Here is a 12,578-nt window from a genome sequence, read left to right on the forward strand (position 1 = left end):
TCTGATCCAATCTGACGCCCTGGAGAAAAACATGACGATTCTAGGTGATCTGCTTTCGACCATTTTTGAGCGCCGCTACCTCACCCTGGCGCCGGACCGGCACGACTCCCGGTCAATGGAAGAATTGATCACCGCGCTCGTCAGCGCCACTGGAGAGATCTCCGGAAGGTCAATTGCCAAGCATATTCTGAAGCGTTTCCAGGACATGGATGATGAAGGCAAGCTCGCCTTTTTCCATCACCTAGCCGGTGACATGAACATCGACCCGGAAAAGGTACGCGCGACATTGGACGCCTACGAGGCCGATCCCAGCAAGCAGACCTACCGTGCGTTCATGGCAGCCGTTGAACCGGACCGGCAGGAGCTGATCCGGCGTTTGAACCAGATACCAGGCGCAACACAGACGCTGGTTCGCATGCGCTCCGACCTGCTGCGCCTGGGTGGCCCCGACCATGAGCTGCAGGCCTTGGATCAGGACTTCCGCCACCTCTTTGTCTCCTGGTTCAACAGGGGATTTCTTGTCCTGCGCCCGATCAACTGGGAGAGCCCTGCCCACATTCTTGAAAAGATCATTGCCTATGAAGCCGTGCATGAAATCGCGAACTGGGACGATCTTCGACGCAGGCTTGTCCCTGATGATCGCCGCTGTTTCGCGTTTTTCCACCCGGCGATGCCGGACGAACCCCTGATCTTCGTGGAGGTGGCGTTGACCGCTGCCATTCCGGGGTCCGTACAGGACCTCTTGGCCGAAGACCGTGAGCCGATCACGGCGGAAGAGGCCAAAACTGCGGTATTCTATTCAATTTCCAACTGCCAATCCGGACTGGCGGGGATTTCGTTCGGCAATTCGCTCATCAAGCAGGTCGCGGCCGACCTGTCGACCGAGTTGCCGGGACTGAAGACCTTCGTGACACTGTCTCCCATCCCGGGTCTGACCAAATGGCTGAACTCGGAACACATTCCATACGAAGATGCTGACGCCAAGCAGATCAGAACGCTGGCAGCTCATTATCTCATGTCCGCCAAACGCAAGGATGGGCAGCCGCTGGATCCGGTCGCGCGTTTCCACCTCGGAAACGGTGCTCAGGTTCATGCAGTCCACGCGGAGGCGGACCTTTCCGACAAAGGACGCGACCAAGCCGCCGGCACGATGGTCAACTACCTCTACGACCTGAACAAGGTCTCGCAAAACCACGAACGGTTCGCGACAACAAAGGAAATAACAGCTTCCTCGGAGATCCGGTCTCTGGACGCCGCAGCACAAAAACAAGACCTCAGGAGACAGGAGACCGAGCAACCGTCTTCGTGACGCTCTTTTCGGACAGCACGGGCGCAACTCCGGGAGTTTCCTGTCTCTGCCTGCACACCAAAGGCTCACTTATCAGAGATTTCCGGAACCGTTCGGCTGGTACCTGGTATCCTTCGGCCTGATGCGTAGTGACCATCTTGCCGCGCAAGTGGAAAAGTTCTTTAAAGCTCTGGCTCCCAACGCTGTTCACGCGCGGGCAGACTTCGTCTTGCTGTTGCTCAATACCACCATGCGCAGAGGACCTGAGCCCCTCAGTGAATACAACGGAGTAGCTGGCTGAGCATACGCTTGCCTTTCCCCTCTGCCGCCAATGGCTCTCATCAATCGAGTTCGATGCGGACACCGGTTCGTCATGAACACAACCGGCATCCCTTGACCCGCCTCTTCTCACTTACTTCCCGTCGATGAATTATTGCAAACCAAATAAAAATCGATATTATTAAAAGAAAAAAATTTAAATCGATGGAGGGAGCAAATGTCACGAAATCTGGTTTCTGCAATTCTCTTCGGAGCAGGTGTTTTCGCGGGCGGTGGCGCAATGGCGGAAAACTGTCTGAAAGTCACGCTGACCGGCACCCAGGGCGGGCCGCCTGTCTTTCAGGGACAGGCGGGTGCCGGCACGCTGGTTCAGTACGGAACGGTTGAAAACAAATGCAATGATGTCCGGCTGCAATTCGATACCGGACGTGGCACAACACAGCGCCTCAGCCAGGCAGGCGTTCCCGTCGGGAGGCTCGACGCTGTCTTCCTGACGCATCTTCACTCCGACCACACCGAAGGCCTTGCCGACATGATGCAGCTTCGCTGGCACTTCAACTCCGGCGGCCCCAAGGTAGATCTGGTCTGCAGCGAAGAAACGAAATCGCCTCTCGGTTTCTCCTTGAGCTGCGAGCGTTTTGCCAGACACATCGGAGATGCTCTCATCAAGTCAGGTGAAATTTCACAGCGACTTGCCGAAAACAAAAAACGCCTTCCAGGAGGTCCCGCCGACCTGATCGAGGTGAAGGATTTCAAGCCGGAGGAGGAAGCACAGGAGGTCTGGTCCAAGGGAGATGTCAAGGTGAGCGCGATCCGCTCAACCCACATTGCCGGTCACGCTTCGTATCGCGTGGATACACCTGCCGGAAGCGTCGTCATCGGCGGTGATGCAGGCAACGATACGCGCAAACCTCCTCGGAAAACATCAACCTCCGATCAGGTGGAGAAGTTGGCAAAGGGGGCAGACATTGTTGTGCATTCCACCATACATCCGGTCATGGGACCCGATGGAGGAACCGGCTTCCCACCGCCGATCTATTTCCGGCAGAGCAATGCCACCGATCTTGGCGGGTTGGCAAAACGGGCCGGTGTCAGCCATCTGATGCTGACACACCTCATCCCCCCCGTGGGTGCGCCGCGCCAGGGCCCGTACAAACTGCCAGATGGTGCCCTGACCGAGGACGACTATCGCTCGTCAGTCGTGGACAGCGGATTTGAAGGAGAAATCACCGTCGGATCGGATCTGGCGTCGGTAACCCTCACCCAGGAAAACTGACATCGCCTGATGCATACCGGAACAGACAGGCTGGCTTTCGCCTTCGCAAAGCCAGCCTTTGTCTTGAATGGCCGTGAAATTCTTTAATCCGATACCGTGATGGTCGCCAGCTCGTTCAGCCGTCTTGCACAGCGGTCCGCCAGATCAGCGAGAAACTTCAGGCTCTCCGCATGATCACGCATATCCTGATCGGAAAGCTTCCGCTGACCGATGTTCTCCAGGTCAGTCAGGAAGGACACGCCGGAGACAAGATGCTGGTAGTCCTCCTGAACGATCCTGATCAGCTCCTTGCGCCGCTTGAGCATCTGCCAGGCTTCAATGGCGACGATCGTCCGGTCGAGTTCTTCCTTGCAGTCGCAAGGCATGTCCAGTCTCGCAAGTTCACGGTGGATCTGTTCAATGAGATCCCGGTCTGCCCGGCTGAGCAGACCACCTTCAGTTTTTAAGCCGGTATTGCTGTTTTCTTCCATCCCGCTTCACCCGACAAGTAAGCGTTGCAGAGCGGTCCGGGCAGTTTCAACTCGCCCAACCGCGCCTCGAATTCCTCCAGACCGATCTCACTATCGAGGTACCGGCGAAACACCCGGCTTACCTCAACCATGTCCAATGTGTGAGGTGACAAGCGCAACCGTTTGATCCCGAGGGCACTCAGATGCCCGCTGGTCAAGCCGGAAAAGTGGCAGGCATCCGACATTGTCTGAATGCCATTTGCGGCCAGAAAACGCTGACCATCCAGTGTCGCCACATCCATGCCGTCCGGATCCTGGTCGCACACAAACTGGCAGGAATCCTTTCGCAGGCCATGCGCCCTGGCGTGATAACACCGCGATGACAGTGCCAACGGCAAGCGTCCGAACGCAAACAACTCCACTTCGACATCCGGCACCAGGGCGGACATCTTGCTGATCGCCGACAGCGGCAGCTCGACCGGCGGACACCAGGTTACTGCGCCACGCCCGGCCAGAAACGCCAGGCTGGATTCGTTATAGACATTCAAAAACGGCCCAACGGCAAAGTCCTCGCCTCCCCGTGCCGGTACCATGGACATGTCGTTGATTTCGATCGCCATGTCATATGCGGCCTGTTGGCTCAGGATATCCCGTTCCCGCTTGTTGACCGGCTGAGCGAGGGTTGACAGCACGACATCCTTGCCGGCCGCTGTCAGAACCTCAATTGCCTCCGGCCACACCTTGTCGGTAAAGGGCATGCGTTTGCCACACACGACTTCGCCCAGGTAAACTCGCTCGACCTCCGCTTCGTCGGCAATCCGCTTGTAGAAATCGAGAAGTTGTTCTGCAGACCAGTTGAACAGGCACGGGCCAAGCGCAAGTTCGATTTGAGACGAGTTCGCCATCGTTTACCGCCAGGTCTTCTTGTACGAACCGGCCGTCTGCTGGCCACCTTCGGAGAATGATTTGAGTGTTGCGATTGCCGCGCTGGCATCCATGCCGCTGCTCAATCCGTCAACAGCCTGACGGAACGCGCTGACAACACCCGCGATATAGGCCTTGCCGCGTTGACGCCCTTCAATCTTGAGCGCGGTCACACCAGCTTTCGACAACTCCTCAAGCAGTTCGAATGCGTTGAGACTGACGGGATCCTCAAACAGATAACCGCTTTTGCCCAGCGCGGAAAACTGTCCTTTGCAAAGCGTGGGATATCCGGCCGGCTGGCCGGCCTCGAAACTGTCGATGGTGAAACCGCCGAGTCTGGCTTGAAGACGCCCGGTTGCATCTTCCTTGTAGTCAACATGATCAGGCGGCGAACACACCCCCGTCAGGTTGGGAGACTTGCCGGTCGCATAAGAAGACAGCGAACACCGCCCTTCGGTCATCACGCAAAGCCCGCCGAAGACAAATACCTCGGTTTCGACGTTGATTTCCTTGTTCAGTGCAGCGATTTCCGGAACGGAAAACACCCGCGGCAGCACGACCCGCTTCACACCAAAAGTTTCTGCATAAAATCGGATGGCTTCGGGAGAGTTCGCAGCAGCCTGAACCGACAGATGAAGCCGCACGTCCGGGTGCTTGTCTGCGGCATGTTCCAGAACGGCGATGTCGGCAGCAATCACTGCATCCGCGCCGCTTCCCGCTGCGTCATCGACAGCCCTTTGCCAGATGTCGACATTGCCTGCTCTGGCAAATGTGTTGATTGCGACCAGAACCTTTGCCCCGCGCTGATGCGCATAGACCACACCTTCGGCGAGCTCCTCCGGTGAGAAATTCAGACCGGGAAAGTTGCGTGCATTGGTTTCGTTGGCAAAGCCGCAATAGATCGCGTCCGCACCAGCATCGGCAGCGGCCCTCAGTGCCGCCGGTGTTCCGGCCGGACAGACAAGTTCCATCCGATTTCTTTCCTCAACCGACATCAGTGCCTGGGCTCCAAAGAACCCGTTACACCGGAGGATCGCGCCGCCAGCCACCTCGCCTTATCGAGTATCTGGACGCTGACCTTGTTCACCCAGTCGGCGGATTGACCGGTCAGTCCGAAGAATTCGCCCGGGCTCAGCTCTGCATCTTCAAGCGTGTTTCGAAGAGCCAGGACATATTCCGTCTTGCCTTCGATCCTCAGATCTCTCGTGAAAAACAGAGCGTCGCCGTCATACGTCCCGTCCAGCAGACCCAGCAAAACGAGAAAGGGTGCCCGCACCACCGCCTCGGCGTTGGAGATCTTGTTCTTGTCGCAGATCGTTACGCTCGATTTGGTGTTGTCCAGAGAAAGCAGAAACGCATGTGGCATGTCGTCCGGCACGATAGCAATCGGAACCTTGACCACTTCGCCCAGGCGCCGCAGCAGTTCCGGACGCCGCGCCACCAGCTGCTTGGTCAACCTGGAAAGCAGCATTTCCATCGGCGTTCGCGGCAACGGTGCAATAAGGGTCGAAACAAGGGGCGGGAGACTAAGGGCAGAAGAAGGTCTGGGCATATGAATCTCACTTTCGGTGCCAGACCGTAATTCAGGTGTCTCTTCGCGAGACTTGACAATTATCAAGGTGGATCCGGAAAGTTTCGCTGATACCGGCGCACGACAAAGGCAAAGACAGCCCTGCCGAGGCTGCCCGATCTGAAAGTGCTCCGGAGTTCCATGAGCGGCCGCGACCTTCCCCCTTTCCGCAACTTGCGAGAATTTCAGGCTTTCCTGGAGGCTGAAAACGATTATCAACGGCTGCATGTTCCGGTGGATGTGCATCTGGAAGCAACCGCCTTGCATCGGAAAGTGATCGCCCAGGGCGGCCCGACGCTTCAATTGACCGCACCCAGATCCAGCACACAGTCCGGCTTCGCGGCATCACTGCTGGTAAACCTGTTCGGAACCCGCAAACGGGTCGCCAACGGTCTGGGTCTCAAACCTGACAGCTTACCTGAGCTCGGTGATTTCCTGGCCTTCCTGCGCTCCCCTCAACCACCTGCATCTCTGCGCGAAGCCTACAAGCTGTTCCCCGTCGCAAAGGCAGGGCTAAACACACGGCCGAAGAAAGTCAGTTCGAACAAGTGCCTGCAAAGCGTTGAACCCGATCTTTCGCAGTTACCAGTCCAGACATGCTGGCCCGGAGATGCCGGACCGCTGATCACCTGGGGCATTGTTGTCACCAGGACACCCGGCGCCGACGATCCGAGAACCTACAACCTTGGCATTTACCGCATTCAGGTTCTTGGCCCGGATGAGGCAATCATTCGCTGGCTTCCCTTTCGTGGTGGTGCGCAGCACTATCGTCAGTGGCAGCACAGGCGCGAAGCAATGCCTGTGGCAGTCGTCATAGGCTGTGATCCTGCAACGCTCCTGTCCGCCGTCATCCCTGCCCCGGGCGACCTCAGTGAATTGGCTCTGGCCGGCATATTCAATGAAGCGTCCTCGCGGCTGGCACCCTGCCGGACAATTGCAATGCACGTCCCGACAAGTTCGGAAATTGTGTTGGAAGGCGAAATTCAGCCGGGTGAAACCGCACTTGAAGGGCCGTTCGGTGACCACACCGGCTATTACAACGACGCCGCTCCCTATCCCGTCTTCCGCCTGAGCGCCATGAGCATGCGCAAGGACCCGGTTTATCTCTCTACCTTTACCGGTCGCGCTCCCGACGAACCTTCGGTGATCGGCGAGGCCATGACCGATATCTTTCGACCGATCCTGCGTCAGGCGATTCCCGAAATTGTCGATGTGTATTTGCCGCCGGCAACTTGCTCCTACCGCTTTGCGGTTCTGCAGATCGACAAGTCTTATCCGGGTCAGGCCCGGAGGGCGATGATGGGGTTCTGGTCCCTGCTGCCGCAGTTTTCCATGACCAAGTATGTCATTGTCGTCGACAGGGACATCGACATCCGCAACTGGGATGACGTGATGTGGGCAGTCGCCACACGGTCCGACCCTGAACGGGACCTTCTGATCCTTGAACGAACGCCTGTCGACCAACTGGACTTCGCCAGTCCGCTGGAGGGGTTGGGAGGCAAACTCGGCATCGACGCGACGGTTAAGTTTGGAACGGAAACCTCGCGTGCCTTCGCGGAAAAACTGACGATGCCATCCGATGTCGAAGCCCGTGCGGAACAGCTGTTTGCTCAACTGACGAACGCCAGACCATTGGAGACCGCAGCACAATGAAACCGGCCAAACGCGTCGTAGTCGGCATTTCGGGAGCCTCGGGAGCAGCCCTTGCCCTTGAAACCCTGCGTCTTCTGACAAAGCTTGAGATCGAGCGATATGTCACGGTCACGGCGGGAGCGGAACAGACCATTCGACATGAACTCGGTCCCAAGGCGAGAGACGAAATCACCGCGCTTGCTACACGCGATCTGCCCCCGACCGATCTTGCCGCACCGATTGCAAGTGGATCGTTTCCAGTGGATGCGATGCTCGTTGCCCCCTGTTCCATGCGCAGTCTTGCCGCCATTGCCTATGGCACCGGAGAAGGCTTGCTGGCCCGGGCGGCGGACGTCACCTTGAAAGAACGCCGTCCCCTTGTGCTGCTTGCCCGCGAGGCACCGTTGCATGAAGGACATCTGGAAGCGATGCTGAAGGTCACCCGCATGGGTGCTGTCGTCTCTCCCCCCGTTCCTCCGTTTTATTCCGGTCTTGAAGGTCTGGAGGACATGACTCACCAGATCGCTGCCCGTGCATTGTCAACGGCAGGTATCGATCCGGGTGGTGCTCTTCGCCGATGGCAAGGCCATTTCGGCAGCCAGTGAAGCTATCCGGAACGTCGTTTCTATTTGAAAAAGAATAGCATTCGGCCACCAAATCGGCGCATTCGCAGCCCATCCAGTGCCCTTGAGACGGAGCAGGTGCGCGCGCGACCGCCCGGCCACTGATAATATTACCAATGAGTTTTTAGCTGCGATGACAATCGATTTTGCGCAGATTTTCCATCAGGATTCCGTTCTGGTGATTTTCACGATTATTGCGATCGGGTACCTGCTCGGCAATATCAAGATCGCACGGTTTGAAATTGGCGTAACCGGAGGCGTCCTTCTGTGCGCGCTGCTGTTTGGTCACTACGGTTATAAGATTGACCCGATCGTGCAATCGATTGGCTTCACACTGTTTATCTATTCTGTCGGTTGGCAGGCCGGTCCGCAAATCCTGAATGTTCTTCGCCAGGACGGACCGCGATACCTGGTCCTGACGGTGTTCATGGCAGCCGGCTCGTTCCTGCTGGTTCTCGCACTGGCCGGACTGGTTGACCTGCCCAATACGTTTGCCGCCGGGCTGATGGCCGGAAGTCTGACCAGCACGCCAACGCTTGTCGGTGCGCAAAATGCCGTGTCGTCCGGCCTTGTTACGCCGCCCCAGGGCTCATCTGCCGACAGCCTCATTGAGAGCATCAGCGTCGCCTACGCCATCACATATATTTTCGGCACCGTGGGCCTGTTGCTGGTCGTGAAAATGCTGCCGAACCTGCTTCGGGTCGACCTGGTCGCAGCCGCTGAAGCCTTCGCGAAAGAACGCGGCTTCAGCACCAAGTCCAACGAAAAACATGTGGCCCGACCGATCCTGCGGGCTTATCTGGTCAGCAACGAAGCCCATCAGGGCAAGACCATTTCTGAAATTCTGGAAGCAACGGCAGGCCCCCATGTCAGTCTGAAATCGATCTACCGCATCAAACGCGGCAACGAGATCATCACCCCTCAATTCGAAACAGTGATCGAGCTGGGCGACAAGATTGCAGTCTTTGCAACGCCGGAAGAACACGCCAAGGCAAGAGAACTTTACGGATTGAGTGGAGAAGTTCTGGACAGGGATCTGACGGATGCCGTTGTCGATGTTGCCGAGGTTGTGGTGACCAACCCGGAAGTGGTCGGCAAGCCCCTCAGTGAGGTCGGCCTCTACACCAAATTCGGCTGCTACCTGACAGAAATGACCCGTTCGCAGATCGCAATGCCGCTCAGCCCGGGCACGGTCGTTCAGCGCGGTGACGTCATGGTGGTCGCCGGAGAGAGAAACGCGCTTGATCGCATGGTGGCTGCGGTGGGAGCCGAAGACCGCAAGGCGGTTGAAACCGACTTGCTGACCTTTGCCGCCGGTATCGTCTTCGGTCTGATCATCGGCCAGATCACCGTCAAGCTTGGCAATGTCGATGTCGGCATGGGAACAGCCGGCGGTCTGCTGATCTCCGGAATTTGCGTCGGCTTCCTGCGAGCCAACCGCCCGACTTTCGGCAGAATGCCCGCAGCTGCCCGCTTCATCCTGATGGAACTGGGGCTGCTTCTGTTCATGGTCGGTGTTGGTCTCAACGCCGGCGGAGGTATTGTCGAAGCCGTCGGCTCTGTCGGACCGGTCCTGTTTCTGTGCGGCGTGGTCGTTACCTGCCTGCCACTGCTGGCCGGATACGGCTTCGGGCGTCTGGCGCTGAAGATGAACCCGGCCTTGCTGCTTGGCGCCTTGACCGGAGCCATGACCAGTACCCCGGCACTCGGCATTGTGCAGCAGGCGGCCAAGAGCACAGTCCCTGCCCTCGGATACGCGGGCACTTATGCGCTGGCCAATGTCCTGCTGACGCTCGCCGGGACACTGATCATGATCATGTAGTCATGATGTTTGCTTCACGATACGCAACTGTCGCCCGGCTCAGGGCTTCGGTCGTCCCGACAACGCTGCCGTCAGTCTTGCATCTTCCAGGTACGGGTCGTTTCCAAAGCGGATAATTCCTTGCCGCTGGACCCAGACCGACTGGTGCGAGACAACCGCCATCAAGCCGCCGCGGGCGGGAAAGGTGATCGTGTCCCGACGCGAGATCCTGTTGGACAACCCTTCTTCGGGAAAAACTCTCGGCTCGATGATGTGTTCCAGGATGTCCAATCCGTCGACAATGCCGAATGCCGTCTTGGGAAGATAGGGATTGCAATAGGTGTCGCCCTCGGGTGCTTCTGCCAGATCGAACAGGGACAACCGCTGCTCCTGCCTCAGGCGATAGGCATAATCGCCTAGCGGGTTCTCTTCAGACGACGGGAGAAAAAGCGCGTATTGCTCCCGATTGGGAGCCCTTCGCAAATCCTTGAGGGTTGCCTGGTTCCACGGCAAGGCGTCCAGCGGCACTTCTGCACCGCTGCGCCTGAGGTAATACCCAGCTTCCTCGACTTCCTTGGGGTCCTTCTGAAGGCGTGGAAGCAACTCCTTTCCGAAAAACTCCCACGAAACCCGCCAGGTGGGGTGGAATGTAACCGCCTCGATGGTTGTTGCCGTCGTCGCGTAATTCCGGTCAGGACAATTGGCATACGCCGCCCCTTCCTGGATGACGCGCCCGTCTTCCAGAAAGACAAACCGGTTCTCGCCCTTGTTGATGAAAAGCTGCAGCCGGGCATATTCATTGGGGATCCAGCGGATACGCTCCATTGCGTTGGAAACCTGCTCAATTCGCCTATCGACAGGGATATTCAACGCCTTGATCAAGGCGGCATCGACTTCTGCGGACAAAGGCAATCCGTATCTGTGCTGCGCCTGGGCGACTGCAAAGGCCAGTCGCTTGTCAAAGGTTTCATCTGTCGTCGCCTCGGCCAATAACCCGCCTTCATGAAGACGTCGCCGCAATGCCGGTATCCGGGTGTCTGACTGTCCGGCGATCAGATTCTCGCCAGGCTCCAGGTAGGTAAAGCCGTCACTTTCCCTGATGTTCTGCAGGTGCTGCAGATGGCCTTTGAGGCGCTGATATGTATCGTCTTGCGGCTGCCAGCTTGCGACGAAGCCATCAAGGTCCTCGGACGTTGCAAGACGCTGCAAAGCGTCATGACCGTCGATCGAGTTGTAAGGCATGTAGGCATCGGGATAGAGCACTCGCGGCGACACCCTGCCCGCTCGCAGATCATTGGCGAAGTCCAGAAAATGCCCGGTATAGAGAAGCTCGACCCATGCGGCTTCAGACGGCGTTAGCTCACCTGACAGGGAGCCGGATGCCTCAACAAGCACTTCATGCGGATAGTCTTCCGGTCGCAAACCTTCCTGTCCGGCTGCTTTCATCAGCTGCGTGAGCTCCTCGCCGCGCGCCTGATCCAGCCACAGGAGTTCGGCTTCCTCCGATCCGTAGTATTCCGATATCGCCTTCCGGCGCTTTTCGACGATCAGAGGAAGCCGTTCCGGATCGTTTAGAATTCGGCGAACGTCTTCCAGCGAAGTGTTCGCTGCCACTTCCGCAGGGTGCAGCACTAAGCCGATGGCCAGAAAACCGAAGGTCAAGATTGTCCGCATGGACCGACCGGAGCTTGGCCGTGCGCTATCCCCCCCTGACGAAAAGCACCCCGCTTCCCCTGCATGATCGGTTCGCCGGTGCAGCTTCATCACTGCATTTGTCCCGTGCCCTGCATTCATCCCAGATCCTCGCTTTTGAAAACTTCGGATTGACTGACGCAATTTGTACGCGCAGGTCGTGCAATCGGATGCTAGCGGGGAAACGCGCCAAGTGCCAAGCACAGAGTTTTCATTGTTGCCGGCGTAGGCAGCATTCCTGCAGACTTGTCACACAGCGATGCCGCCGCGCCGACATGCGCTAACCAACGGATACTGCTTAAGTCGCTTCCAAACGCACTCAATGTTGAATGGATGGCAGATACTGAGAAGTTGGCGCATCCCACCTTCAGATCCGGCCGTCATCTTCAAAAATGAAAAACTCTGGACCCTGCCAGCAATTGAACCTACGCTCGGTTGCACACAATTCCTAGCTGCCATTTAAAGAAGCTCCTTCAGCCTGCTCCGATGTCCAAAACGATCACGACGTTCCGGGCATGGATGTGCTGACGAAGAGATCAATGATTGGCGGCAGAATTCGATTTTTCGAAAGGGATGGACGAACGATTTCGAGATCAGTGATTTTCATTTTCACAGGAGAAATCCATCGCTGCCGCTTGAGAACCCAGTTGGAGGAGGCCAGCAAACTGGCGCCGAAATCCACGTCCATTTTGACATTGAAAGGGAAAAATTCAGATGACTGAGCAGACACATATGGACTGTTCGTCCGCAAATCCACCTGCAGACTTCACGCCCCCGATGAAAGCCTTGTGGTGGCTCAAAAAAGGCGACTGGCAGCTTGGGCCGGAATGGGAAAAGGCACACGCCATCTGCCAAGGTGCTGAAGGCGAGAAGTCTCACGACTGGGTCCATGCGCTTTGCCACCTGATCGAAGGCGATCAGGAAAACGCGGCTTACTGGTTCACCCGGGCAGGCAAACTGTTTGACAACCATGATCCTGTGGCGGTCTGGGAAGAGATCGTGGCGTCGCTCCGGTAGCCACCGGCCTTTTCGCGACCAGCGGAG

At 57.4% G+C, this 12,578-nt stretch carries 11 protein-coding genes; 6 read left to right on the forward strand and 5 right to left on the reverse strand.

Translation table 11 applies throughout. The annotated features are described in order from the left end of the window. Positions 1-31: 31 nt before the first annotated feature. Positions 32-1,309, forward strand: coding sequence for a malonyl-CoA decarboxylase (locus tag ABLO27_RS16545; protein ID WP_353034038.1), 1,278 nt, complete (start codon positions 32-34; stop codon positions 1,307-1,309). A gap of 475 nt (positions 1,310-1,784) precedes the next feature. Continuing rightward, positions 1,785-2,843 carry an MBL fold metallo-hydrolase gene (locus ABLO27_RS16550; RefSeq protein WP_353034039.1) on the forward strand — a complete coding sequence of 353 codons (1,059 nt, stop codon included), beginning with the start codon at positions 1,785-1,787 and terminating at the stop codon, positions 2,841-2,843. A gap of 83 nt (positions 2,844-2,926) precedes the next feature. Here ABLO27_RS16550 and ABLO27_RS16555 read toward each other — a convergent pair whose 3' ends face one another. The 4 genes from ABLO27_RS16555 to ubiT are packed head-to-tail and all read right to left on the reverse strand — an operon-like array spanning position 2,927 to position 5,768. Continuing rightward, positions 2,927-3,313, reverse strand: a complete 387-nt coding sequence (locus tag ABLO27_RS16555) for a hypothetical protein (RefSeq protein ID WP_353034040.1) — start codon at positions 3,311-3,313, stop codon at positions 2,927-2,929. Then, complete coding sequence (ubiV, locus tag ABLO27_RS16560) at positions 3,286-4,197, reverse strand: ubiquinone anaerobic biosynthesis protein UbiV (protein WP_353034041.1); 912 nt, start codon at positions 4,195-4,197, stop codon at positions 3,286-3,288. Before ubiV ends, ABLO27_RS16555 begins: the two co-directional genes overlap by 28 nt. A 3-nt stretch (positions 4,198-4,200) precedes the next feature. Next, positions 4,201-5,187, reverse strand: a complete 987-nt coding sequence (gene ubiU, locus ABLO27_RS16565; protein WP_353034042.1) for a ubiquinone anaerobic biosynthesis protein UbiU — start codon at positions 5,185-5,187, stop codon at positions 4,201-4,203. A 23-nt stretch (positions 5,188-5,210) separates the two neighbouring features. Further along, positions 5,211-5,768 carry a ubiquinone anaerobic biosynthesis accessory factor UbiT gene (gene ubiT / locus ABLO27_RS16570; protein WP_353034043.1) on the reverse strand — a complete coding sequence of 186 codons (558 nt, stop codon included), beginning with the start codon at positions 5,766-5,768 and terminating at the stop codon, positions 5,211-5,213. Positions 5,769-5,927: 159 nt separating this feature from the next. Between ubiT and ABLO27_RS16575 the strand changes: the two genes are divergently transcribed. From ABLO27_RS16575 to ABLO27_RS16585, 3 genes are all read left to right on the forward strand, one after another. Next, positions 5,928-7,439: a UbiD family decarboxylase gene (locus ABLO27_RS16575; protein ID WP_353034044.1), complete on the forward strand. Its 1,512-nt coding sequence runs from the start codon at positions 5,928-5,930 to the stop codon at positions 7,437-7,439. Beyond that, positions 7,436-8,023, forward strand: coding sequence for a UbiX family flavin prenyltransferase (locus tag ABLO27_RS16580; RefSeq protein ID WP_353034045.1), 588 nt, complete (start codon positions 7,436-7,438; stop codon positions 8,021-8,023). Before ABLO27_RS16575 ends, ABLO27_RS16580 begins: the two co-directional genes overlap by 4 nt. 151 nt (positions 8,024-8,174) lie before the next feature. Continuing rightward, complete coding sequence (locus ABLO27_RS16585; protein WP_353034046.1) at positions 8,175-9,863, forward strand: aspartate:alanine exchanger family transporter; 1,689 nt, start codon at positions 8,175-8,177, stop codon at positions 9,861-9,863. Positions 9,864-9,902: 39 nt separating this feature from the next. On the opposite strand, the gene ABLO27_RS16590 is transcribed toward ABLO27_RS16585, so the two are convergent. Beyond that, on the reverse strand, positions 9,903-11,516 hold the full coding sequence (locus tag ABLO27_RS16590; RefSeq protein WP_353034047.1) for a hypothetical protein: 1,614 nt from the start codon (positions 11,514-11,516) through the stop codon (positions 9,903-9,905). Between the two features lie 732 nt (positions 11,517-12,248). Here ABLO27_RS16590 and ABLO27_RS16595 point away from each other — a divergent pair. Further along, a complete protein-coding gene (locus ABLO27_RS16595) occupies positions 12,249-12,551 on the forward strand; it encodes a hypothetical protein (RefSeq protein ID WP_353034048.1) in 303 nt (100 codons plus the stop codon). The last annotated feature ends 27 nt before the right edge of the window (positions 12,552-12,578 follow it).

The sequence above is a fragment of the Roseibium sp. SCP15 genome (assembly GCF_040329435.1).
Taxonomy (GTDB): Bacteria; Pseudomonadota; Alphaproteobacteria; order Rhizobiales; family Stappiaceae; genus Roseibium.

Coding starts and splice junctions, on each gene's coding strand:
- ABLO27_RS16575 (WP_353034044.1), top strand. CDS start 5,928: ATGAGCGGCCGCGACCTTCCCCCTTTCCGCAACTTGCGAGAATTTCAG.
- ABLO27_RS16545 (WP_353034038.1), top strand. CDS start 32: ATGACGATTCTAGGTGATCTGCTTTCGACCATTTTTGAGCGCCGCTAC.
- ubiU (WP_353034042.1), bottom strand. CDS start 5,187: ATGGAACTTGTCTGTCCGGCCGGAACACCGGCGGCACTGAGGGCCGCT.
- ubiT (WP_353034043.1), bottom strand. CDS start 5,768: ATGCCCAGACCTTCTTCTGCCCTTAGTCTCCCGCCCCTTGTTTCGACC.
- ubiV (WP_353034041.1), bottom strand. CDS start 4,197: ATGGCGAACTCGTCTCAAATCGAACTTGCGCTTGGCCCGTGCCTGTTC.
- ABLO27_RS16585 (WP_353034046.1), top strand. CDS start 8,175: ATGACAATCGATTTTGCGCAGATTTTCCATCAGGATTCCGTTCTGGTG.
- ABLO27_RS16555 (WP_353034040.1), bottom strand. CDS start 3,313: ATGGAAGAAAACAGCAATACCGGCTTAAAAACTGAAGGTGGTCTGCTC.
- ABLO27_RS16595 (WP_353034048.1), top strand. CDS start 12,249: ATGACTGAGCAGACACATATGGACTGTTCGTCCGCAAATCCACCTGCA.
- ABLO27_RS16580 (WP_353034045.1), top strand. CDS start 7,436: ATGAAACCGGCCAAACGCGTCGTAGTCGGCATTTCGGGAGCCTCGGGA.
- ABLO27_RS16590 (WP_353034047.1), bottom strand. CDS start 11,516: ATGCGGACAATCTTGACCTTCGGTTTTCTGGCCATCGGCTTAGTGCTG.
- ABLO27_RS16550 (WP_353034039.1), top strand. CDS start 1,785: ATGTCACGAAATCTGGTTTCTGCAATTCTCTTCGGAGCAGGTGTTTTC.